This is a genomic window from Verrucomicrobiota bacterium, from assembly GCA_019247695.1.
Taxonomy (GTDB): domain Bacteria; phylum Verrucomicrobiota; class Verrucomicrobiia; order Chthoniobacterales; family JAFAMB01; genus JAFBAP01.
In genome coordinates this window covers 39,103-62,077 of the sequence record JAFBAP010000115.1, presented here as the reverse complement: position 1 = coordinate 62,077, position 22,975 = coordinate 39,103, and the positions used below count along the sequence as shown (strand labels likewise).

Genomic DNA, 22,975 nt, shown 5'->3' with positions numbered 1-22,975 from the left:
TCGAATCCGACCTGCTCAACCAGGGCCCGTGTCCGGCCGTAATCCTCATCGGTTTCACCGGGGAACCCGACGATGATGTCGGTCGTGATCGCCATACGCGGCGTGGCGCTCCGGATCTCGTCTACCAGAGAAAGGTATTTCTCCGCCGTGTATGTACGGTGCATCGCTTTCAGGATGGGGTTTGAACCTGACTGCAACGGCAGGTGAATGTGCTCGACCAGCTTGGGCAGGTAACCGAAGGCGGCAAGCAGGTCTTTGCGAAACCCGACGGGGTGAGGCGACGTGAACCGCAGACGCTGCAAGCCCTCAACTTCATGGACCGCTTCGAGCAACTGCACGAAAGGGCCCTTATTCTCCAGCTTCGGAAACTCGTGCCGGCCGTACAGGTTGACGATCTGGCCGAGCAGCGTCACCTCGCGCACACCCTGGTCCACCAGCCGGCGCACCTCCTCGACGATCTCGGCGATCGGCCGGCTGCGTTCGGCGCCGCGGGTGTAAGGAACGATGCAGAAGGTGCAATGCATGTTGCACCCCTGCATGATCGAGACAAAGGCGCTCACCGGTTGAGCGGCCGTCAGGTGGTCGCGAATTGCATTCTGAGAACCGTGCTCCTCGTCGACGTCGACGATCGTGAAGCGCAAGTCATCAAACCTGGCGTGGAGCTTGCGTTCCCAGAGTTCGTCCACATAGTCGGCAACACGATGGAACTTTTGCGTACCCACCACCAGGTCCAGGTGCGGTACCTCCTTGAACAGCGACGCCCCGCGGCTTTGGGCCATGCACCCCAGAAACCCGTACACCACGGGCCGTTTCCGCGAGAGCGCACCGAGCATACCCATCTTGCCGAGCGCCTTTTGTTCGGCCAGATCGCGGACGCTGCAGGTGTTCAATAGCACCACGTCGGCGTCGGCCTCGTGCGTCGTGATCACGTGGCCGCGGTCCAGCAGCATCTGCGCGACCTGCTCGGAATCGCGCTCGTTCATCTGGCAGCCGTACGTCTTGATGTAAACCTTGGCCATGGGTCCGGAGGAGCGCGTAACCTAAGCGCAACTGGCCAACTGTCCAGTCGACGGCCGCATTTAACTCACCAGAGCGCGCTCCCGGAGACGTTTGCGTTCGACGAATCCGCCAACGATAATGCAAAGCTCGTAAAGCAGGTACATCGGCGCACCCATCATCGCCATGGAGACTGCATCCGGCGTCGGGGCCAGAAATGCCGCGGCCACAAAGATGAGCAGAAACGCGTAGGCCCGGGTCCGGCGGAGACGGCTGACCGAAACGATGCCAAGCCGGACCAGGACAAGGACCACCACCGGCAGTTCAAAGGCAATGCCGAACCCGACGCACGCCTGCGTCACAAAAGAGAAGTAAGAGCGCACGTTCCACGTCGGCGTCCAATTCATCGACTGGGCATCATGGAAAAAGAACCGGAGCGTGGGCGGCAACACGAAGAAATAGGCAAAGACCACCCCGGCGACAAACAGGCCGAAGCCGACCAGAACGGCGGGCAGCATAGCCTGCTTCTCCTGCGGGGTTAAAGCCGGCAACACAAAACTGCCTGCGAAATAGATCAGGAAAGGGAACGCAAGCACGATCCCGGCGTAGAAGGCGAGCTGAAACGAAATCGTCATCGAATCAGCAACGCCGAGCGAGATAAGGGTGCGCACCAGGTTGGGATCCAGAGCCAGCAACGGCCGCTGCAGCAGGTGCGCCAGTTGTATACGGAAACAGAAAGCCACGCTCATCGCCACCGCCAGCGCAATGCCCATCTTGATCAGAACCCAGCGCAGGTCTTCGAGGTGATCGAGGAACGGTTTGACCGCCCCCGGGTCGTTGCCTTCCCGAAATTTAAATAGATTTGAAAGTCTCATCCAACCAGGCCCTTTGCCATCAGCCGGGCGAAGAGTGCCAGCGTGTTTGCATCCTGAATAATGTTTTCAGCAATCATCTGACGCAACTCGCCGGCCGAAAATTCCTTCGTCTCAGCAATAAACTCAGTTTCATCCGGACGTCTGCCGATCCGGGAAAGGCGCACCGGTCTGGCCATAAAAAGGTGCTGCTTTTCGTCCGTGAAGCCGTGGGAAGAATAAAATTGCCCCAGGTAAGTGAGCGCGCCGTCGCCGGCTAAAGCGTACCCGGCCTCCTCCGCCAGCTCCCGAACGGCGGTTTCCCGGAGGTTTTCCAGGGTCGGTTCCGCCTCTCCGTCAAATTGGCCCGCCGGGAATTCCCAGGATAGCCGGCGCACCGGAATTCGCGCCTGGCGGATCAGGACGAAGTTGCCGGACTCCGTAACCGGTGCGATGACGACCGCTTGTTTGCGCCGGACGGTGATCCAATGCCGGACGCGCTGGTCGCCCGGAACGCGAACCTCCTCGGAGCGCACCTCCAGGTAGGGACTCCGGTAAACGGGCTCGGAGGAAACCACTTCCCATCCGGGCTGAGCATCGGGGTTAGCCATCCAGCCGGTTCTCCCATTCGGTCAGTTCCCGATTCAGGTTGTCCGGCGAAGGCGCCCCGGCCGCCGTGCGGCTCTGCAGCGATCGGTCGACGTTCAACACCCCAAAAACGCCCGGGCCGAATTTGTCGCTGAACCGTTGAAACTCGGAAAGGTCCAGCTCGGCAAACCCCCGTTTCCGGGCAAGCGAGTAGGCAACCAGTTTGCCGATGACCTCGTGAGCCTGGCGAAAGGGCAGCCCGTGCAGAACCAGGTAGTCTGCGAGGTCAGTGGCCAGGAGCGCCGGGTCGGCGGCGGCCGCTTTTGCCTGGTCGAGGTCAACCTCAATCTCCTCCACCATCCCGGCATAGACCTCGAGGATGAGCTTTATCTGGTCGACGGCGTCGAAAACGGCCACCTTGTCCTCCTGCAAATCACGGTTGTAAGTCATCGGAAGCCCCTTAAGGATGGTGAGCAGCGTGGTGAGATCACCAATTAACCGGCCGCTCTTTCCCCGAGTCAATTCGCACACGTCCGGATTTTTCTTTTGCGGCATCAGGCTCGACCCGGTGCTGTACCCGTCGCTGATGCGCACAAACCGGAACTCGCTCGAAGCAAACAAGATAAGGTCTTCACTCAGCCGGGAGAGATGGACCCCCGTCAGTGCCACGACAAACAAGGTTTCCGCCGCGAAATCGCGATCACCGACGGCATCCATGCTGTTGTGCGTGAGGGCCGGAAACCCAAGAAGTTCCGCCACGTAAGCGCGGTCGAGCGGAATGGTCGAACCGGCAATGGCTCCGGATCCGAGCGGTAAAACGTTGATCCGCTTGCGGGCGTCCTGCAGGCGATCGGCATCCCGCTGCAGCATTTCGACATAGGCCAGCAGGTGGTGGGCAAAGGGAACGGGCTGCGCCCGCTGCAGATGGGTGTAACCCGGGATGATGGCGTCCTGAAAACGCCGGCCCAGCCGCACGAGGACCCGCTGCAGGTCACGAATCAGGCGTCCGATCACGTCGACCTCCGACCTGAGGTACAGACGAAGGTCAAGGGCCACCTGATCGTTCCGGCTCCGGGCGGTATGCAGTTTCGCGCCGGCCGGACCGATCCGTTCCGTCAGGGCCGCTTCAATGTTCATGTGGACGTCTTCCAGTTCCGGCCGGAACGGGAAAGTGCCTGCCTCAATTTCGTCCTCGATCTGCCGGAGGCCCTGCTCGATCTGCCGGCGTTCATCGCCGGTCAGCAGCTGCGCTTTCTCCAATGCTCGGGCATGCGCGATCGATCCTTCGATGTCGTGCCGGTAAAGGCGCCAGTCAAACGAGATGGACTCGGTGAAACGTTGGACGGCCGCAGCGGTCTCTTGTTGAAAACGTCCTTTCCACATAGCGGACGTCACTATACACAAAATCCGTCACACGGCGGCCACAACGGGTTCGGCGGGCACAACGACAAGTTCACACGGCGAACACGGCGGGCCACGGCGAACACGGCGGAAGAAGATTACCCGCCACCTCGGCAAGGATTACGCCGTCTTTGCCCCGGAGCGGCGGCGAGAATATCCGGCACCAAAGTTCCAGGCTACTACCAACCGCCGCTCCGGGGCAAAGACGGCGTAGGTTCCCGACGTCCCTAACCGGCAGCCCCCATTTGCGGCATTTTTTCCCGCCGTGGTCCGCCGTGTTCGCCGTGTGAACTCTGTCGTTGTGCCCGCCAAATCGCTGCGGCCGCCGTGTGACCGAACCTCACTTATCCAGGTAGCTGCTGGTCTCGTACCTGGCTTTCCAGGCATCAAGCGACTCTTCGGACAGGCTGCGCACATGCTGCGAGATTCGCTGCACCCTTTCCTGAGTCAATCGCAACATGCGCAGATCGGCTTCCGGCTTGCGAGAGGATAAAGAGATGTTCATCTGGATTACCGCGAGCTCATTGTTGATCCGGTCCTGAAGCATGCGGGTAATCTCCTGAATGGCCTGATGGCGAACCGCCCGTTGGCGCCGGCGCAGCGCCCAGAAAACCACCCCGTGCAGGCCACCGATGACGATCATCGCGGCCATGGCAGCCTGCCACGGCTGACTGAAGGTGGGCTGTAACAACATAAGCGTGCCCCCGATGAAGGCGGTACCGAAACTGCAAAGCCAAACCTCTGCGGTGTCGAGGGAGGGCTTTAATGGGGAACGAACTGAACTGGTCGATCCTTGCATACCAATCTTTGTACTTTTCCTATTTTGTATAAATACTGTAACAAAAAGGTCGAGTGTTCAAGTGATTTGGAAGGCCAGTTAAAAAAAAATTTTTGCGCCCGCCGGGCGGTGCGATTCCCCTCTCGAGGTGTCAACCTTCGAGATTGAAGCCGGCGTGGACGATCTTTGCACCTTCCTCAACCCGGTTTTCATCGACGATGACCGAAATTTTGATCTCGGAGGTGCTGATCATCTGGATATTGATGCCCGCCTTGGCCAGCATGTCGAACATCCGTGCAGCGACGCCCGTATGCGAGCGCATCCCGATGCCGACGACGCTTAGCTTGGCGATCCCGCCCTGGGCGGTGAAACCGCGTGCCCCGATTTCGGTGACCACCGGACCGAGAAAGCTCGTGATTTTTGGAACCTCGTCGGCGTGCGTGGTGAAAGAAATGTCCGTGGTGCCTTCCGCCGAAACATTTTGCACGATCATGTCAACGTTGACGTTGTGGGAAGCGATCTCCGAAAAGATCCGGGAGGCGATTCCGGGCTCGTCGGGTACGTGGCTGATCGTGACCTTGGCCTGCCGGCGATCAACGCTCACGCCGCGGATCACCACCTTTTCCATGCTGCTGGTTTCCTCTTTCACGATGGTGCCTGGCTGATGGTTGAAACTGCTTCGGACTTCAAAAATAACCCCGAATTTTTTTGCAAACTCGACGGAGCGGGACTGCATGACCTTCGATCCGAGGCTGGCCATCTCGAGCATCTCGTCGTAAGAAATCTCGGGGATTTTGCGTGCGGATTTTACGATGCGCGGATCGCAGGTGTAAACGCCGTCGACGTCGGTGAAAATCTGGCAAAGATCCGCCTTGAGCGCTGCGGCGAGGGCAATGGCCGTCAAATCCGAGCCTCCTCGGCCCAGGGTGGTGATCTTTCCCTCCAGACTCTGGCCCTGAAATCCGGCCACGATCACGATTTGCCCTGCCTCCAGCAGCGAAAGGATGCGTTCGGGCGAGATGTTGGCGATCTTGGCTTTGGTGTGGACTCCGTCGGTTACGATTCCGGCTTGCGCGCCGGTGAGGGAGGCGGCGGTTCCGCCGAGCCCGTTGATGGCCATGGCCGTAAGGGCGATCGTCGTCTGCTCGCCGGTGGCAAGCAGGACGTCCATCTCCCGTTCCGTCGGATGCGGCGCGACCTGCCGGGCCAGTTTGATCAGGTTGTCGGTAACGCCGGACATGGCCGAGACGACCGCCACGACGCAGTTGCCGGCGCGCTGGGTGGCCAGAATGCGTTCCGCAACTTTGACGATTCGATCCGGGTTCCCGACCGATGTACCGCCGTATTTTTGAACGATGAGGCTCACCGGCATCTCTCCAGAATTCGTAATACCGCGGCCTTGTCTGCGGCCGCCGGGTACGGCTGGAAACCGGCCGAAAGAATCGTGGCCACGTCCTTGAGACCGTGGCCCGTGACGGTGCAGACCACCGTGGCGCCGGGCGGCAACTGGTGAAACGGGCAGCGCTGGCACCGTCCCGGTGAACAGCAGCGCAGCAACCCGGCGACCGAGGCGGCGCTGGCCGGCTCCACGAACACACCTTCTTCGGCCGCCAGCCACCGTTGGGCCTGCAGAATCTGTTCGTCGGAGACGATGTCGATCGCCCCGCGGGAATCTTGGATGGCTCCGGTTGCGCCGGTCCAGCTCGCCGGATTGCCGATCCGGATAGCCGAGGCGGCGGTTTCCGGCTGCGGCACGACCCGTTCGTAGTAGATCGGCGCGGCGCCGGCCGCCTGGAAGCCGGTCATCCTGGGGAGTTTTTGAGCGCGGCCCGCCCGCTGGTACTCCTGGTATCCGAGCCAGTACGCGGTGATGTTCCCGGCGTTACCGACCGGCAAGAGGTGCAGGTCCGGGGCGTCACCGAGCGCGTCTACAATCTCAAAAGCCGCGGTTTTCTGACCGGCGATCCGGTTGGGGTTGATCGAGTTGACGATCGCGGTGCCAGGTTCCTGAGCGAGCTCGCGGACGAGGCGCAAACAATCGTCGAAATTGCCGTCCACCTCAATGACGGTTGCTCCGTAGATGTAAGCCTGGGCGAGCTTGCCCGGCGCGATCTTCCCGCGCGGCAGCAGTACGGCACACACCAGGCCGGCCCGGGCAGCGTACGCGGCAGCTGAAGCTGAGGTGTTTCCGGTGGACGCGCAGACGATCAGCCGGGCACCGGCCTCCACGGCCTTGCTCATTGCGACCGTCATCCCGCGGTCTTTAAAGGAACCCGTCGGATTCAGCCCTTCAAATTTAAGATAAACCTGGCAGTCTGCGCCCAGAAGCGCGCTCAATTTCGGCGAATGGATGAGCGGAGTGGACCCCTCCCCCAGTGAGATGACCGGGGTGGCGGTGGTGACCGGCAGAAACTCGCGGAACCGGTGGATCACTCCGCCGGTGGCGGTCGCCGGAGAGGCTGGTGTGCAAACGGCTGTGGTCATGACAGAACCCAAAACAAAACGGGTTCGGCTTTGACGCAACTTAAGGCTGCAATTTTTGCCACCGCATCCTGCATTTGGCCGAAAGGCGCGTCGTGGATGATGAGCACCAGCGGCACGGCCGACTTTTCGTGGCTTTCCGGTTGGATGACCGAGGAGATGCCGATCTGGTGCTGGCCCAAAATACCGGCGATCTGGGCAAGGACCCCGGGGCGGTCATCCACGGTCAGCCGCAGGTAAAATCCGGAGCTCACGGAGCGGATCGGGCGGCATTTGCCGTAAAGGGTGTGCTGAGTAAACCCGAAGGCTTTTCCCCGCGTGTTCAACCAGACGGCAGCCTGGGAAAGGTCGCTGATGACGGAGCTTGCCGTCGGATCCTGGCCGGCGCCGCGTCCATAGAACAACGTCTCGCCGACGACGTCACCCCGGACCATGAGCGCGTTAAACACGCCGTTAACCGAAGCGAGAACGTGCTGCTTCGGGACGAGCGTCGGGTGAACCCGCACCTCGATGGACGCATCTGCGTGTGCACGGATGGTAGCGACCAGTTTGATCCGGTAACCCAGACCGTCAGCGAAGCGAATATCGATGGCCGACACTTTTGTGATGCCTTCGACGTAAACGTCTGCCGCCGTGATCCAGAAACCGTAGGCGAGCGACGCCAGAATGATCGCCTTGTGCGCAGCATCCCACCCGCTGATGTCGAGCGTAGGGTCGGCCTCGGCGTAGCCCTCTTTCATCGCCTCTTCCAGCGCCGGCGGGAAATCAATGGCCGCTTCGGTCATTCGCGTCAGGATGTAATTGCTGGTGCCGTTCAGAATGGCATGGATGGCCTGGATGTGATTACCGATGAATCCCTCACGAATCGAGATGATGATCGGAATCCCGCCGGCGACCGCGGCCTCAAAAAAAACCGGCACACCAAGTTCGGCCGCCGCCTCGAACAGCTTTGCGCCGTGCTCAGCCAGCAGCGCCTTGTTGCCGGTAACCACCGGTTTTTTGGCCTTCAGAGCACGCAGACATAAATCGTAAGCCACGTCGACGCCCCCGATAAGCTCGACGACGATTTGCACGTTCGGATCGTCCACCAGGGCATTCAGATCCGTGGTAAGCAGCTTGGGCGAGACCGTGATGGCTCGGGCCCGTACGGGATTACGAACCGCGATACGTTCGACCTGCAGGTCGAGGCCCAGACGCTCCGAGATCAGGACGCGATTCTGCCCGAGATGCCGGTAAACGCCGCTGCCTACCGTACCGAGGCCTGCCAAACCGATGCCGATCTGCCGCATAAAAAAGAGGGCGACTCTCGCGAAACCAAGCGCCGCTGTAAAGGCAATATTTCAAAGGGCATCGAAAGCCCGGGAGCAGCGATCTTCGATCCCTCCCGGCTGTCCGGCACCACCCGGCAGACCATCCTCTGCCGGTGAATGAAAGGTGAATTGGAGTGGAACAACGGTCAACAATGGCGAACAAGCGTGCCCGGGCCGGATTTGTTCTTGGATTCACCCGGCCCGCTAAGGAGTTGTTCACACGGTTATTCGACCGTCAAAGCGGCTTCCAGAGCGGCTTGGCGGCAAATCGGCTGAGTCATTCACACCCTTAAGATGAAGAAGTCTTGGGTGGCTAAACACAAAACTTCTTTCATCAGGATGTGAGTAACCCGGTACTGGTAACGGGTAATTCGTAACGGGTTACTGGTTGCTGGTGCCGGGAAACGATCTGACGCCGGCGTGCAGGTGAACGCTTGATCCGATCGGAGTTCCCTCTCCCACCCGCACCAGTTACCCGCCACGCGTTACTCAGGGGTCCCCTCTCCCATCCGGAACACGCTGCGGGTTACTCGGCGCTCAATGCCTTGCCGGCACCAGTTACGAGTTACCCGCTACCCGTTTCGCGTCACTCAAATGTGGATCGCCAGGTTGAACGCTGCGCCGGTTGCTTCATGGACGGCTTCGCTTAGCGTCGGGTGCGCGTGGATGGTGGCCTCGATTTCCTCGTAAGTTGCCTCCAACGACATCGCCAGGGTTAACTCCGCGATCAATTCGGTCGCCTCCGGGCCGATGATGTGCGCCCCCAGGATCTCGCCGTGCGGTTCGCCGATGATCAGCTTGACGTACCCTTCCGATTCACCAACCGCCAGCGCCTTCCCGCTCGCCGAGAACGGGAACTTGCCGATCCTGTATTTGAGCCCTTTATCCTTGGCGGCTCGCTCCGTCAGACCGGCACTGGCCACCTGGGGCTGGCAATACGTGCAGCCCGGGAAGAGCGTAACTTTCTTCGGGCGATGGTCGGTGAACAGGCCCTCAACCGCCTGGATCGCTTCCCAGCTGGCCACGTGGGCCAGCCAAGGCGGCCCGATGACGTCGCCCGCGGCGTAGATGCCGGGAACGGTGGTCTGATAACGGTCGTCCACCTGAATGTAGCCCCGTTTATCGCGATTGATCTGTTCCGGCATCTTCGGAACCAGCGGAATCACCCCGATGGCGACGATGGTGCAGTCGGCTTCCAGCGTCTGAGCCTTGGCACCTTCGATGCCGATTCTCACGCGTTTTCCGTCGCTCTCAGTTTTGGTAACCTTGGTATTGGTGAAAATCTTGATGCCCTGTTTGGTCAGCGCCTTTTCAAGCGTCTTGCTGATCTCTTCGTCCTCCACAGGGAGAACGTTCGGCAGCATTTCCACCAGCGTTACGTCGGTGCCGTAAGCATTGTAGAAGTAGGCAAACTCAACGCCGATCGCCCCTGCCCCGATGATGATCATTCGTTCCGGACGCGGATCCAGGATCATCGCATCGTGGCTGGTCACCACGGTTTTTCCATCCACGGCCAACCCCGGCAGCTCACGCGCAACCGCCCCGGTGGCGATCAGGATGGCTTGGCCTTCGATGTTCTGGGCCTTGCCGTCGGCACCGCGGTAGCTGACCTTGCCCGGGCCATCGACAACCGCTTCACCCCGCAGATAATCGATCTTGTTCTTTTTAAACAGGAACTCGACTCCCCCTGCCAGTTTGTCGGCTACGCCCCGGCTTCGTCCGATCACCTTCTGCCAGTCGAAGGACAGGTTGTCGAATTTGAAGCCGTAATCCCCTGCCCGGTGCCGGAGGACGTGGTAAATCTCGGCGTTTCGCAGTAACGACTTGGTCGGGATACATCCCCAATTGAGGCAGGTGCCTCCCGCGCGTTCTTTTTCAACACAGGCGACCTTCTTTCCCAGTTGCGCCGCGCGGATCGCGCCGACATAACCGGCGGGTCCGCCGCCGACCACAATCAGATCGTATTTCATAGGTGTACCACGTCAGACCAACAGCAGGACCGGGTTCTCGAGTAATTTCTTGAGTTCGGCGAGGAACTGTGCGCCGATCGCACCGTCCACCACGCGGTGGTCGCAGCTGATGCCCACGGTAATCCGCTGGCCGGCCCGGATCGTACCGTCGCCGCCGACGACCGGTTTCTTCACGATGGTCCCGACCGAAACGATCAGCGATTGCGGCGGATTGATGATCGCGAAGAACTGCTCCACCCCGTAGCCGCCCAGGTTGGAAACGGTGATCGTTCCGCCCTGGTAGTCCTCAGGTTTAAGCTTTTTCGATCGCGCCTTGCCCGCCAGATCTTTGATTTCGGAGCTGATCCGGCCGATCGATTTGGTCTGCGCCTGCCGGATCACCGGGGTGACCAGCCCATCTTCAACCGCCACGGCGCAGGCCAGCTGAACGTTCGCAAACTGGACAACGGCGTCGCCGTCAAAGCTGGCATTGGCTTGCGGTACCTTGGTGGCGGCCTGTGCTGTCGCTTTGAGGAAAAAGTCGTTGACCGTCAGCTTCGGCTGGCCCGCAGCTTCCAGCGTTGCGTTCAGTTCCTGGCGGAGTTTCACCATCGGCTCCGCATCAATGTCGGCCTGCAGGTAGAAATGCGGAATGGTCGTCTTTGCCTCAAGCAGGCGCGTGGCAATCGCGCGCCGCATGCCGGTCAACGGGATCCGTTTGTCTTCCGGCGCCGCCGCAACCGGCTGAGGGGCCGCACTTGGGGCTTTGGCCGGGGCCGGAGCGGCAGCGGGCGGAGCCGCTTCGGGCTGCTTTGCCTTGGCCGGGGCTCGCTCGCCGGCCTGGCGCACGTCGGCCTGCACGATCCGGCCACCCGGACCCGTACCGCTGATCGTGCTCAAATCGACCTTGAGTTCAGCGGCGAGTTTCTTGGCCAAAGGCGACGCCTTGACCCGTTGTTCGTCCTCGGCGCCGGCGGCTTTCGCCGGTGCCTGGCCGCCGTCGGTGGTCCCGACTTTCTCCTCCTCGCGGCTGCGCTTTTCCTCGCGCTGGTCCTCGGCGCCGGCCGCCTGAGCCCCTTGCGCGGAGGCAGGCGGTTGCCCGGCTTCGCCCCCCTTCGGGACAGCCCCTGCGGGCGCCGCTTTTTCCGCTTTCTGTGCAGGACCGGGTTCGCCGGACGGTTTCCCCTCCCCGGGCGCGAGAAGAAGGGCAAGTTTCTGCCCGATCTCAACCTTTTGGCCTTCCTGGACAAACACTTCGCTCAGGATTCCCTCGTCAAAAGCCTCCATCTCCATGGTGGCTTTGTCGGTTTCGACTTCGGCGAGAATGTCGCCGATCTCAACTTGGTCTCCAACGTTTTTCACCCAGCGGACCAATGTGCCTTCGGTCATGGTGTCGCTGAGTTTTGGCATCTCAATCGTGATTGGCATGGCGGGGGTTTAGCTGGCGCTAGCAGATTTGGAGGACTTTGGCGATTACGCGTTGTGACTCGGGCAGTTGGCGGCGTTCGACCGGCGGGCTGTAAAAGGCGGGTGCGTCGATCGTCGAGACGCGGCCGATTGGGGCGTCCAGGTCGTCGAAGGCCTTCTCTTGAATCATGGAAGCCAGCTGGGCGTCTACTCCGCAAAATGGCCGATTCTCCTCGACCAGGACGGCCCGGTGCGTCTTGCGTACCGACGACAGGACCGCTTCTTCATCCAAGGGGCGAATGGAGCGCAGATCGACCACCTCGGCATCGATATCATACTCAGCCGCAAGTAGTTCCGCCGCCTTCAAACAGGTCAGGACGGGACGGCCGTGCGCGATCAGGCTGACGTCCTTGCCTGCGCGTTTTACGTCGGCCTTGCCCAAAGGAATGAGGTAATCTTTTTCGTCCGGCACTTCCCACTTCTCCCCGTAAAGGAGCGTGTTTTCCATGAACATGACCGGATCGTTGTCACGGATGGCGGTTTTGATCAACCCTTTGGCGTCCGCGGCCGTGGCGGGCACCACCACCTTCAAGCCCGGCATGTTCGCCAGCATGTTTTCAGGCGTGTGAGAATGGGTGGCGCCTACGCTGGTGCCGCCGTTGGCCGGACCCCGAATCACGATGGGCACATTGATCAGCCCGCCCGACATGTACCGGACGCAGCCGGCGTTGTTGATGATCTGGTCGAAAGCGACATAAGCGAAGCTCCAGAACATGAGTTCCATTACCGGCCGCAGGCCCAGCATCGATGCGCCGATCCCCATGCCGATAAAGCCGGCCTCGCTGATCGGTGTGTCGACCAGCCGTTTGTCACCCCATTTTTTCCAGAGGCCTTCGGTCACTTTGTAAGCGCCGTTATACTGGGCAACTTCCTCGCCCAGGATCACAACGTTCTCGTCCCGGGCGAGCTCTTCGTCGAGGCCCGCGCGCAACGCTTCACGATAGGTCAGTAACGCCATGTTCTTCTATCTATGTCCGGATCAGGTGTTAAAGAAATAGGCGCCGTGCTTGGCGGCCTCCGTCTGGTGATCAACTTCGTAATACACGTTCTTTTGAATTTCTTCCTCTGACGGGAACGGGCTCTGCTCGGCGAATACCGCCGCGTGGTTGGCCTCTTCGCGAGCCTGGCGGTCGATTTCCTCGTAATCGGCCTCCGTAATCAGCCCTTCCTGCTCCAGGTGCCGCCGCCAGATCTGGATCGGATCGTGCTGCGTCTTGTACCGGTCGATCTCCTCGGGCGTCCGGTACTTTTTCGCGTTGGCATCCGCCACCGAATGGCCGTAGTACCGGTAAGTCCGGACCTCAAGCATCGTGGGCTCGGAACGTTCGTGGGCCCGCTCAATCGCCGGCAGGGTCTTGGCCCGTACCTCATAGATGTCTTCGCCTTCGAAGACGTCCCAGGCGATGTCGTACGCTTCGGCCCGTTGCGCCAGGCTGCCGCGATAAGCCGAAGAGCGCTTCAGGCTGGTGCCCATGGAGTAACCATTATTCTCGATGATGTAGATGACCGGGAGTTTAAACAACGCCGCCAGGTTCAACGACTCATGGAACGGTCCCTGGTTGATCGCGCCGTCCCCGAGATAACAGAGGCAACAGCCTTTCAGGCCTTTGTATTTAAGGGCGTAGGCAATTCCGAGCCCCAGGGGGGTCTGGCCGCCCACGATGCCGTGGCCGCCCCAGAAACGTTTGTCCGGGGCAAAGAAGTGCATGGAACCGCCTTTGCCTCTGGAGCAACCGGTGATCTTGCCGAAAAGTTCAGCCATGCATTCTTCCATGGTCATTCCCATGCAAAGCGCGTGGCCGTGATCGCGGTAGGCGGTGATGACGTGGCCATTCTCGCCTAATAACGAGGTCGTTCCGACGGCAACGGCTTCCTGGCCGGAATAAAGGTGCAGGAACCCGCCCATTTTACCAAGGTTATAATACTTGAGCGACGTCTGCTCGAAGCGCCGGATGCGGCACAAATCACGGAGGAACTTAATTTTTTGCTCCTTTGAGAGGCCTTGGTTGATCGCGGCGTCTGCATGTACGGAAGAGTCGGCCAGGGTATCCATGGTAAGGTCAGTAGGTTAAATGCTCGGCGTAAACGTGAGGGTTTTCGGAGGGAACCAGAAGGTACGGTGAAAAGCCGGAATTGCCAGGGTCCGAAGCCCGGAGCCGGGGATCAACGGGGCGGGGGGAAGGCTGGTGGCTCGAAACATGACGCCGAAATTGTGCAACGGGGCAGGGCGGAAATCAACGCGAGACCCACATTTCCCGCGCCGGAATCGGGCTTCATCCGGGGCAACACAAAACAAAGATGTTTTTTGGGCTGCCATGCCCGCACGATCCATTGTTCCACGTGGAACAAAAGGCGGGCACGGCGGCACGGGGCGGGCACAACGACGGAGTTCACGCGGTCACACCACGGGCACAGCGACTTGGCGGGCACGGCGACTGAGTTCACACGGCGACCACGGCGAACCACGGCGAACACGGCGGGAAGAGGAGAGGGTTCGGAGGTCGGGGTTCGGAGTTCGGAGCGGCAGCCTTGGGGGCAAGCTGCCGACGTCAAGACCCGGGTTGGTGGATCGCTCTCTCCTCCGCCGGCGTGTTCCACGGAAAGGCGGACCCAGGTATACGACGCCTCCGAACCCCAAACCCCGAGCTCCGAACCCCGACCTCCGGACCCTTCCTCTTCCCGCCGTGGTCGCCGTGGTTCGCCGTGGTCGCAGTGTGAACTCAGTCGCCGTGCCCGCCGTGTGAGGGTTTTGCGCTTCCGGACGGGATGGGGCATGTTCAACGCGTGTTTAGGTTTCCGAAATCGTACGACGTCATCATCATCGGTGCCGGCCATGCCGGGCTGGAAGCGGCGGCAGCGGCGGCCCGGCTCGAATGCCGGACGCTGATGCTCACGCAGAACCTGGACACCATCGGCCAGATGTCGTGCAACCCGGCCATTGGCGGCCTGGCCAAAGGGCACATGGTCAGGGAAATCGATGCCCTGGGCGGCTGGATGGGGGAGAACACGGATGCGACCGGGATCCAGTTCCGGATGTTGAACTCCAACAAAGGGCCGAGCGTCCGCGCGCCGCGGGCACAGTGCGACAAAAAAGCTTATCAGTTCCGGATGAAAGCGCTGGCCGAGCGGCAGCCCGGGCTCGACCTGTACCAAGCAAACGCGAGCGAGATCCTGGTCGAGGACGGCCAGGCCGCCGGGGTGCGCACCAACCTGGCGGTGGAGTTCCGGGCCCGCGCAGTCGTGGTAACTACGGGTACTTTCATGCGGGGCCTTCTCCACGTCGGTATGCAAAATCAGGCCGGCGGCAGGATGGGGGATGCGCCGTCGACGCTGAGTGATGCTTTACGCGCCCTGGGGTTCGAGCTTGGCCGGTTCAAGACCGGTACCCCTTGCCGGCTGAACGCCCGCTCAATCGATTTCAGCCGCTGCGAACGCCAGGATGGCGACCTGCCGCCGCCGCCGTTCTCGTTCCTGGACGAAGTGGGAAACGAGGTGGACGAGCTTTTCACCCTGAACTGGCGCCGGGCCGGAATGTTCCATGTGGAACAATTGCCGTGCTGGATCACGTACACTCGGCCGGCCACGCACGACCTGATCCGCGCGAACCTTCACCAGTCGCCGATGTATTCAGGCAAAATCCAAGGCGTCGGCCCCCGATACTGCCCGTCGATCGAAGACAAGGTGGTACGTTTTGCCGACAAAACGCAGCACCAGCTGTTCCTCGAACCCGAAGGGCGCCACACCCACGAATACTACGTTAACGGGCTTTCCACCAGCCTGCCGTTCCCGGTCCAGCACGCGTTCCTCCGGACGATTGCCGGGCTTGAAGAGGCCGAGATTATCCGGCCGGGATACGCCGTTGAGTACGATTACTGCCCTCCGACGCAGGTGCAGCTCACGCTGGAGACCAAACTGGTGCCCGGCCTTTATTTTGCCGGCCAGATCAACGGCACCTCCGGCTACGAGGAAGCCGCTGCCCAAGGCCTGATCGCCGGGATTAATGCGGCCCTCAAGGTCCAGGGTAGATCCCCATTCACCCTGCGGCGGTCCGACGCGTACATCGGTGTCCTGGTCGATGACCTCACCGCGAAAGGAACCCAGGAACCGTACCGCATGTTCACCAGCCGGGCCGAGTATCGCTTGCTGCTGCGGCAGGACAACGCCGACCTGCGGCTGACCCCGCGCGCCTGGGAAGCCGGGCTCGTCCCGGCCGCCCGCTACGAAGCGGTCCGGCGCAAGCTCGCCGCCGTCGAAGAAGCCCAGGAACTGGCCCGGAAAACCCGCATCGGCGAGCACCGGCTGGACCAGTTGCTGAAACGGCCCGATTTTGACGTTGACGCCGTTCCCGACGACCTCCTCAAACGGTTTGGCCGCGAGGCTTGGCTCCAGGTCGAGACCGACCTGAAGTACGCCGGTTATATAAAGCGCCAGACGGATTCCATTGCGCGTTCCGAAAAGAACGAAGGTCGCGCGATCCCGGCTTGGGTCGACTACGGATCCGTTCGCGGACTTCGGGCTGAAGCCCGTCAGAAACTTACCGCCGTGCGGCCCGGTACGTTCGGGCAGGCCGCCAGGGTCAGCGGAATCACGCCTGCCGACATGGCCCTCCTGGCAGTCTACCTCGAAAAAAGCGGCGGCTAGCGTCACACGGCGGGCACGGCGGGTTGGGCGGGCACAACGACTGAGTTCACACGGCGACCACGGAGAGCCACGGCGACCACGGCGGGAAGAGGGAGAAGGGGAAAGGGTTCGGAGTTCGGAGGCGTCGTAGGACCAGGTGCGACTTCCCCCGAGGGTCAGGCGCACCCAGCGGAAAGCAGAATCATCCGCAGAACACGCAGAAGCACGCAGAAAAAAGAATCCCAAACGCTGGACTTGACACCGCCCATGCTGCCGCTCCGAACTCCGAACCCTTTCCCCTTCTCCCTCTTCCCGCCGTGGTCGCCGTGGTCCGCCGTGGTCCGCCGTGGTCGCCGTGTGAACTCAGTCGTTGTGCCCGCCCAACTCGCCGTGTGGCGGTGGAAAAAAAACGTTTGACCAATTATTAGGGGGCTAATAATTAAGTACCTAAATAAATGCCCGGCCAAGTTCCCATCATCAGGCATGTGCCGCGTTATGAGGTGCTACAGGACGCAGCCCACCATTACCCCGGGCTTGACCCGTCCAGCTGCTACGCGTTCCTGCACCTGTTAAAAATTGCGGACGAAATCCTCACCCTTGACGCCGATTTCCTTGCCCAAATGGGAAGCCGTCAGGGCCGGTTTAATCTGATGATGATGGTCGCGCATTGCGCCCATTGCTTTCCGGCAGCGGCCGACCTTGCCGAATGCACCGGCGTTTCGCGGGCCACGATTACCGGGCTCCTCGACGGACTCGAGCGCGACGCCTTGGTTGAACGGCTGAGCGATCCCGAAGATCGCCGCGTCGTCCGGGTCAAGCTGACGTCACAGGGGGAAGCCCTGCTCGAGCGCGTTCGTCCCGCCTATTTCCGCTGGCTTGCCCGAATTCTGGAACCGTTGGCGTTATCTGAACGCGAGCACCTGGTCTACCTCCTGCAAAAGGTTCAGGCCCGGATCACGGAATTGTCGGAGGAACTCCACCGCGAGAAGGTCACCGCCTGATTCCGCTTCCACCCGTATGAAACGCCTTCTAATCTTGATGCTCGTGGCGGGGCTGATCCTGGCGCTGGCCCTCAACCGGCAGAGGCTGTTTCCCACGGAGCGAAACACGTCGAGCCATCCGGCAGGGGATTCGACGGCACCGGCCCTCGCCGCCAGGGGCGCCCCTTTGCAAGTTCAAGTGGCCAGGGCCGAAAAGCTCCGGTGGCAACCGTTTCTCGAAACCGTCGGCAGCATCACTGCCGTAAACGGGGTGACGGTCAGCACGGACCTGGGCGGCAGGGTGGTGGAGATCGGTTTTGACTCCGGTTCGGAAGTCCGTAACGGCGCGTTGCTCGTCCAGCTCGATATCGAGCGGGAGAAAGCGCAACTGGCGCAGGCGGAAGCGAGGCGTGACCTGAGCCGGCTCAACCTTGAGCGCGAGCGTGACCTGCTGAGCCGGCACACGGTTTCGCAATCCGAATACGACTCGGCCGAAGCTGATCTCCGCCAGAACGACGGGGCGGTTGATGAACAGCAGGCAATCATCGCGCGAAAAACGATCCGGGCGCGGTTTGACGGCCTGGCCGGTATCCGGCAGGTCAACGTCGGCCAGTACCTTAACCCGGGCCAGCCGGTCGTCACGCTGCAGAGCGTTGATCCGGTTTACGTCGATTTTGAATTGCCGCAGGAGCAACTAAGCAAGGTCGCGACCGGGCTTGGGGTTGAAGTCATCCTGGACGCCTACCCCGAAGCGTTCCGGGGCACCGTTACCGCCATCAATTCGGAGGTGGAGTCGGACTCGCGCACCTTCAAGGTACGCGCCACGCTGCCGAATCCGGACCGCAAACTGCGTCCCGGTATGTTTGCCAAGGTCAACGTGCAGTCGGGGACCGAACGGGACGTCGTCACCGTGCCGTTGAGTGCCGTTAAATATGCGCCGTACGGCGATTCTGTTTTCGTCGTGAACCGCCCCCAGGAGGGTGGTGCGCCGGGCCAGAGTTTGGAACAGCATTTTGTCAAGTTAGGCCAGATCCGGGGTGACCGGGTGGCCGTCATCTCGGGCGTCCACGCCGGGGATGAAGTGGTCATGGCCGAGGTCTTCCGGCTCCGCAACGGGGCCGCGGTGACCGTGCGCCGGCCTGACGCCGGCGGCACCGGGACCACACCCGCATCTGTACCGGCCGGCGCATCAACCTCGCATTCCTCTTAGCGGCATGAAGCGGTTAATCCTCGCCTTTTTTATCATGTTTCTGGTGATGGGCCTGCTCATCGGCGGGCTGGCCTATTTCAAGGTCAACCAGATCATGGGGTTTATCAGGCTGGCGCAATCAGGCGCGTTTGCACCGCCGCCGACGGCGGTATCCACGCTGGTGATCGGCAAAAGCGCCTGGACCACCAACCTTCGCGCGATGGGCTGGGTCTCGCCCGTCAACGGTGTGACGTTGAGCACCGACCTTGAGGGCATCGTCGACAAGATCGCGTTTGCGTCGGGGACGCGGTTACGCAAAGGCGACCTTTTAGTGCAGGTGGACGTCAGCCAGGAGGAAGCGCAGCTGGCCCAGGCGGTAGCGCACCGCGACCTTGCGCGCCTCACGTTGCAACGCGACCAGGGCCTGCTCGCGCAGCGCACCATCGCCAAATCGGAATACGATTCGGCGGAAGCTGACTACCGCCAGGCGCAGGCCACCGTGGACCTTTACAAGGCCACCATCGATAAGAAAACGATTCGCGCGCCCTTTGACGGGGTTGCCGGCATCCGCCGGGTTGACGTCGGCCAGTACATCGCGCCGGGTGCGCCCGTCGTATCGTTTCACTCGTTTAATCCTGTGTACGTGAACTTTTCAGTGCCGCAGCAGAATCTCGGCCAGGTCAGGTTGGACCAGGACGTCGCCGTTCGGGTCAACGCGTTTCCGGATGAAACGTTCAAGGGAACCGTTACGGCCATCAATTCTCTGGTCGACCCCGGCTCACGCAACGTCCAGGTGCAGGCCACCGTTCGCAGTGACGAAGAAAAGCTGCGCCCGGGAACGTTCGTCAACGTCAGCCTCACGCTTAAGGCTGAGCCGGAGGTGATCGCCGTGCCTGCTTCGGCCGTCGATTACAGCATCAGCGGGACGGCGGTGTACGTCCTTACGGAGGCCAAGGACAAGGCGGGCAAACCTGTGCATGCTGTGAGGCGGCAGGTGGTGACGCTGGGCGACAGCAGAGGCGACCAGATTGCCGTCACGGCCGGCCTGAAGCCGGGAGACGAGGTCGTCACTGCCGGGGTATTCCGGTTGCGCGACGGGGGCAGCGTCGTCGTCAACAATTCCATTCAACCCGAAAACGAGCCCGCCCCCGCGCCCGCGGACAGTTAGGCGACCAGGACCCCGCAGAAGCCAAACCGGCCGGCGTTGAGCCGATCCACACCGACCCAGAGCCCATGAATTTCACCGACCTTTTCATCAAGCGACCGGTGGTCGCAACGGTGGTCAACCTCATCATCCTGCTCGCCGGCTACGCATCCTGGCGCACCCTCAGCGTCCGCCAGTACCCGCGCAGCGATATTTCCGTCATCACCGTCAAGACCGTTTACGTGGGCGCGGATGCAGACCTGGTTCAGGGGTTTGTCACTACCCCGCTCGAGCAGGCGATTGCCGCCGTCGACGGGATCGACTACATGGAATCGCAGAGCGCCCCGGGGCTGAGCACGATTTCGGTCCAGCTGAAAATCAATTACGACCCGTTCAAAGCCCTGACGCAGGTCCAAGCCAAGGTTAACCAGGTCAGGAACGATCTGCCGCCGGAGGCTGAACTACCCACCATCGACATCACTTCGACCGACAACCAGTTCGCGTCGATGTACCTGAGTTTCTATTCCAACGACCTCGACCGCAACCAGATCAGCGATTACCTTGCGCGGGTCGTCCAGCCGAAACTTTCGGCGATCAGCGGCGTTCAGCAGGCGCAGATCCTGGGTGAGCGGAAATTTGCCATGCGGGTCTGGCTCAAGCCTGACCGGATGGGCGCGCTGGGGGTGGCGCCCAGCGACGTCCAGAAAAAGTTAGGTCAAAACAACTACCTGTCCGCCATCGGTTCAACCAAAGGGTCGATGGTGGCGGTGAACCTCAAAGCCAACACCGACCTGCGCAGTGCCGAGGAGTTCCGCGACCTGGTCATTAAACAGTCGGGTAACGCCATCGTGCGGCTGCGCGATGTCGCCGACGTTGAGTTGGGTGCGGAAAGCTACGAGTCGGACGTGCGCTTTTCCGGCAGCACGGCCACGTTCATGGGAATCTACGTTTTGCCTACCGCCAACTCCCTCGAGGTGATCAGGAACGTGCGGGCGGCGTTGCCGGAAATCGAGCGCCAGTTGCCCGTCGGGATGAAGCTCGGGGTGCCGTACGACTCCACTGACTACATCCAGAATGCGTTGCATGAAGTGACCAAGACGCTGACCGAAACCGTCTGCATCGTCATTCTGGTTATCTTCCTGTTTATGGGATCGTTGCGCAGCGTCCTGATCCCGGTCGTCGCGATTCCGCTTTCCTTGATCGGCGCGCTTTTCCTGATGCTCGCGTTCGGCTTCACGCTGAACCTGCTTACTTTGCTGGCCATCGTGCTGGCGGTCGGCCTGGTTGTCGACGATGCAATCGTGGTGGTGGAAAACGTTGAGCGCCACCTGCGGGAAGGTTTAAGCCCGCTGGACGCGGCCTACAAAGGCGCCGGCGAACTGTTCGGCCCGATCGTCGCGATGACGATTACCCTCGCGGCCGTTTACGCCCCGATCGGTATCCAGGGCGGGTTGACGGGGGCTTTGTTTCGGGAGTTTGCGTTCACCCTGGCCGGTGCCGTGGCCGTTTCGGGCTTCGTGGCATTGACGCTTTCACCCATGATGTCGTCCCGCCTGCTCAAGGCGAACCTGACTGAGAAAGGTTTCGCCGGCTGGGTCAATCATCGGTTCGAATCCCTCAAAAAGTTCTACCGCTACGTCCTGCAGGGAACGCTGACCATCCGGCCGGTGATCCTCACGGCGGCCGGGATCGTCATCGTGCTGATCGTGCCATTCTATTTCCTCTCGCAGCGCGAACTGGCTCCGCGCGAAGATCAGGGCGTAATCTTCGGGCTCGTCCAGACCTCACCGAATTCGACCATCGATCAAAACATACTTTTTTCGAAGGAAGTTAATCACGTATTCAAGAGTTTTCCCGAAACGGCGCAGACCTTCCAGATCATTCTGCCCGGCAGCCAGGGCTTCGGATTTTCGGGCATGGTCACCAAACCATGGAACCAGCGGGAACGCACCACGCAAAACATGCTGCCGGAAGTAACCAAAAAATTATCGGTTATTCCCGGCGTCCGCATCGTGACGACGACGCCTCCACCGTTGCCGGGCGGGGCCAATTTTCCGATTGAGTTTGTGATCGCGTCGACGGTGGAGCCGCGGGAGCTGCTCGAGTTTGCCAACCAGTTGGTCGCGGCGGCCGTGCAGAGCGGCAAATTCTTCTTTGCCGACAGCGACCTGAAGATTGATGAACCGCAGGCGAAGGTGCTGTTTGACCGGGACAAAGTCGCGTCGATGGGATTGAACCTGGGCAGCGTCGGCGGTGACCTCGCGTGGCTGCTCGGCGGCAATTATGTTAACCGGTTCAGCATTGAAGGGCGCAGCTACAAGGTAATCCCGCAGGTGAAACGGGTGGAACGTCTCACTCCCGATCAACTCAAGGACGTCTACGTGAGCGGACCCAACGGCCAGTTGGTGCAGCTTGCCACGTTCGCAAAGGTGCAAACGGAAGTGGTGCCTCGGTCCCTGAACCGGTTCAACCAGCTTAACTCGGTCAAGATCCAGGGCGCGGTCCAGGCAGGCATGGAAGATCAGGCGCTCAAAATCCTGGAGCAGGAAGCAGCGAAGATTTTACCCAACGGTTACACCATTGATTACAGCGGCGAATCCCGCCAGTTGCGCCGTGAAGGCGGCGCTTTCATGACCACTTTCTTCCTCGCGCTGATCCTGATCTACCTGGTTCTGGCAGCCCAGTTCGAGAGCTTCCGGGATCCGCTGATCATCCTTTTGGGTTCCGTCCCGTTGGCGCTTTCAGGGGCGCTGGTCTTCAGCTTCCTCGGCTTCACCACCATCAACATTTACAGCCAGGTCGGCCTCATCACCTTGGTGGGTTTGATCGCGAAAAACGGCATCCTGATTGTCGAATTTGCGAACAAACAGCAGGAGGAAGGCCTGGCCAAAGAAGAAGCGCTGGTCGAAGCGGCATCGACGCGGCTGCGCCCGATCCTGATGACGTCGGTGGCTACCGTGATGGGCCATTTCCCCCTGGTGCTGGCGCACGGGCCCGGCGCCGGGGCGCGTAACAGCATCGGCGTCATGCTCGTCTCCGGCATGGTCATCGGAACCTTCTTCACGCTGTTTGTGGTTCCGTCCATCTACATGTTGCTCGGAAGAAATTACCGCAAGGGCGGGTCTGCCGAAGGCGAGAACCCGGCGACGGAAATAGAAAGAAATTTGCAACCCGAGCTTGTCTGACCGGCAGTCGATACGCTTTAATGCGCCCTGAAGTCG

Annotated in this window: 17 protein-coding genes; 5 read left to right on the top strand and 12 right to left on the bottom strand. The window is 61.0% G+C overall.

Features of this window, described 5'->3' with window-relative positions; genetic code table 11:
- From miaB to pdhA, 12 genes are all read right to left on the bottom strand, one after another.
- On the bottom strand, positions 1-1,019 hold a 1,019-nt coding region (gene miaB, locus JO015_13660; GenBank protein MBW0000143.1), incomplete at its 3' end, for a tRNA (N6-isopentenyl adenosine(37)-C2)-methylthiotransferase MiaB.
- A gap of 60 nt (positions 1,020-1,079) precedes the next feature.
- The gene (gene tatC / locus JO015_13655; protein ID MBW0000142.1) at positions 1,080-1,871 is read right to left on the bottom strand and encodes a twin-arginine translocase subunit TatC; all 792 of its coding nucleotides are present in this window, start codon (positions 1,869-1,871) and stop codon (positions 1,080-1,082) included.
- A complete protein-coding gene (locus JO015_13650; protein MBW0000141.1) occupies positions 1,868-2,458 on the bottom strand; it encodes an NUDIX hydrolase in 591 nt (196 codons plus the stop codon). Before JO015_13650 ends, tatC begins: the two co-directional genes overlap by 4 nt.
- Positions 2,451-3,818, bottom strand: coding sequence for an argininosuccinate lyase (argH, locus tag JO015_13645; GenBank protein ID MBW0000140.1), 1,368 nt, complete (start codon positions 3,816-3,818; stop codon positions 2,451-2,453). Before argH ends, JO015_13650 begins: the two co-directional genes overlap by 8 nt.
- Before the next feature lie 358 nt (positions 3,819-4,176).
- Positions 4,177-4,635, bottom strand: a complete 459-nt coding sequence (locus JO015_13640) for a hypothetical protein (protein MBW0000139.1) — start codon at positions 4,633-4,635, stop codon at positions 4,177-4,179.
- 130 nt (positions 4,636-4,765) lie between these two features.
- On the bottom strand, positions 4,766-5,980 hold the full coding sequence (locus tag JO015_13635; GenBank protein ID MBW0000138.1) for an aspartate kinase: 1,215 nt from the start codon (positions 5,978-5,980) through the stop codon (positions 4,766-4,768).
- Positions 5,977-7,098, bottom strand: coding sequence for a threonine synthase (locus JO015_13630; protein ID MBW0000137.1), 1,122 nt, complete (start codon positions 7,096-7,098; stop codon positions 5,977-5,979). The genes JO015_13635 and JO015_13630 overlap by 4 nt, the downstream gene beginning before the upstream one ends.
- The gene (locus JO015_13625; protein ID MBW0000136.1) at positions 7,095-8,384 is read right to left on the bottom strand and encodes a homoserine dehydrogenase; all 1,290 of its coding nucleotides are present in this window, start codon (positions 8,382-8,384) and stop codon (positions 7,095-7,097) included. The genes JO015_13630 and JO015_13625 overlap by 4 nt, the downstream gene beginning before the upstream one ends.
- 611 nt (positions 8,385-8,995) lie before the next feature.
- Positions 8,996-10,375, bottom strand: a complete 1,380-nt coding sequence (gene lpdA / locus JO015_13620) for a dihydrolipoyl dehydrogenase (GenBank protein ID MBW0000135.1) — start codon at positions 10,373-10,375, stop codon at positions 8,996-8,998.
- Between the two features lie 12 nt (positions 10,376-10,387).
- Positions 10,388-11,782: a pyruvate dehydrogenase complex dihydrolipoamide acetyltransferase gene (locus tag JO015_13615; protein MBW0000134.1), complete on the bottom strand. Its 1,395-nt coding sequence runs from the start codon at positions 11,780-11,782 to the stop codon at positions 10,388-10,390.
- A gap of 19 nt (positions 11,783-11,801) precedes the next feature.
- Entirely contained in the window at positions 11,802-12,779 is a 978-nt protein-coding gene (locus JO015_13610; GenBank protein ID MBW0000133.1) for an alpha-ketoacid dehydrogenase subunit beta, read from the bottom strand.
- Between the two features lie 21 nt (positions 12,780-12,800).
- On the bottom strand, positions 12,801-13,874 hold the full coding sequence (pdhA, locus tag JO015_13605) for a pyruvate dehydrogenase (acetyl-transferring) E1 component subunit alpha (protein MBW0000132.1): 1,074 nt from the start codon (positions 13,872-13,874) through the stop codon (positions 12,801-12,803).
- Between the two features lie 713 nt (positions 13,875-14,587).
- On the opposite strand from pdhA, the gene mnmG reads away from it, so the two are divergent.
- From mnmG to JO015_13580, 5 genes are all read left to right on the top strand, one after another.
- Positions 14,588-16,462 (top strand): tRNA uridine-5-carboxymethylaminomethyl(34) synthesis enzyme MnmG, encoded by a 1,875-nt coding sequence (gene mnmG, locus JO015_13600; protein ID MBW0000131.1) that lies wholly within the window; start codon positions 14,588-14,590, stop codon positions 16,460-16,462.
- Positions 16,463-16,896: 434 nt separating this feature from the next.
- Positions 16,897-17,442: a MarR family transcriptional regulator gene (locus JO015_13595; protein MBW0000130.1), complete on the top strand. Its 546-nt coding sequence runs from the start codon at positions 16,897-16,899 to the stop codon at positions 17,440-17,442.
- A gap of 16 nt (positions 17,443-17,458) precedes the next feature.
- Positions 17,459-18,631, top strand: a complete 1,173-nt coding sequence (locus JO015_13590) for an efflux RND transporter periplasmic adaptor subunit (protein MBW0000129.1) — start codon at positions 17,459-17,461, stop codon at positions 18,629-18,631.
- Between the two features lie 4 nt (positions 18,632-18,635).
- The gene (locus JO015_13585) at positions 18,636-19,778 is read left to right on the top strand and encodes an efflux RND transporter periplasmic adaptor subunit (GenBank protein ID MBW0000128.1); all 1,143 of its coding nucleotides are present in this window, start codon (positions 18,636-18,638) and stop codon (positions 19,776-19,778) included.
- A gap of 65 nt (positions 19,779-19,843) precedes the next feature.
- On the top strand, positions 19,844-22,939 hold the full coding sequence (locus tag JO015_13580; GenBank protein MBW0000127.1) for an efflux RND transporter permease subunit: 3,096 nt from the start codon (positions 19,844-19,846) through the stop codon (positions 22,937-22,939).
- Positions 22,940-22,975: the final 36 nt, after the last annotated feature.

Bases quoted from the DNA above. Each gene is read 5' to 3' on its own strand.
- tatC (MBW0000142.1), bottom strand. From the start codon at position 1,871: ATGAGACTTTCAAATCTATTTAAATTTCGGGAAGGCAACGACCCGGGG.
- JO015_13650 (MBW0000141.1), bottom strand. From the start codon at position 2,458: ATGGCTAACCCCGATGCTCAGCCCGGATGGGAAGTGGTTTCCTCCGAG.
- argH (MBW0000140.1), bottom strand. From the start codon at position 3,818: ATGTGGAAAGGACGTTTTCAACAAGAGACCGCTGCGGCCGTCCAACGT.
- JO015_13640 (MBW0000139.1), bottom strand. From the start codon at position 4,635: ATGCAAGGATCGACCAGTTCAGTTCGTTCCCCATTAAAGCCCTCCCTC.
- JO015_13630 (MBW0000137.1), bottom strand. From the start codon at position 7,098: ATGACCACAGCCGTTTGCACACCAGCCTCTCCGGCGACCGCCACCGGC.
- JO015_13625 (MBW0000136.1), bottom strand. From the start codon at position 8,384: ATGCGGCAGATCGGCATCGGTTTGGCAGGCCTCGGTACGGTAGGCAGC.
- lpdA (MBW0000135.1), bottom strand. From the start codon at position 10,375: ATGAAATACGATCTGATTGTGGTCGGCGGCGGACCCGCCGGTTATGTC.
- JO015_13615 (MBW0000134.1), bottom strand. From the start codon at position 11,782: ATGCCAATCACGATTGAGATGCCAAAACTCAGCGACACCATGACCGAA.
- JO015_13610 (MBW0000133.1), bottom strand. From the start codon at position 12,779: ATGGCGTTACTGACCTATCGTGAAGCGTTGCGCGCGGGCCTCGACGAA.
- pdhA (MBW0000132.1), bottom strand. From the start codon at position 13,874: ATGGATACCCTGGCCGACTCTTCCGTACATGCAGACGCCGCGATCAAC.
- mnmG (MBW0000131.1), top strand. From the start codon at position 14,588: ATGGGGCATGTTCAACGCGTGTTTAGGTTTCCGAAATCGTACGACGTC.
- JO015_13595 (MBW0000130.1), top strand. From the start codon at position 16,897: ATGCCCGGCCAAGTTCCCATCATCAGGCATGTGCCGCGTTATGAGGTG.
- JO015_13590 (MBW0000129.1), top strand. From the start codon at position 17,459: ATGAAACGCCTTCTAATCTTGATGCTCGTGGCGGGGCTGATCCTGGCG.
- JO015_13585 (MBW0000128.1), top strand. From the start codon at position 18,636: ATGAAGCGGTTAATCCTCGCCTTTTTTATCATGTTTCTGGTGATGGGC.
- JO015_13580 (MBW0000127.1), top strand. From the start codon at position 19,844: ATGAATTTCACCGACCTTTTCATCAAGCGACCGGTGGTCGCAACGGTG.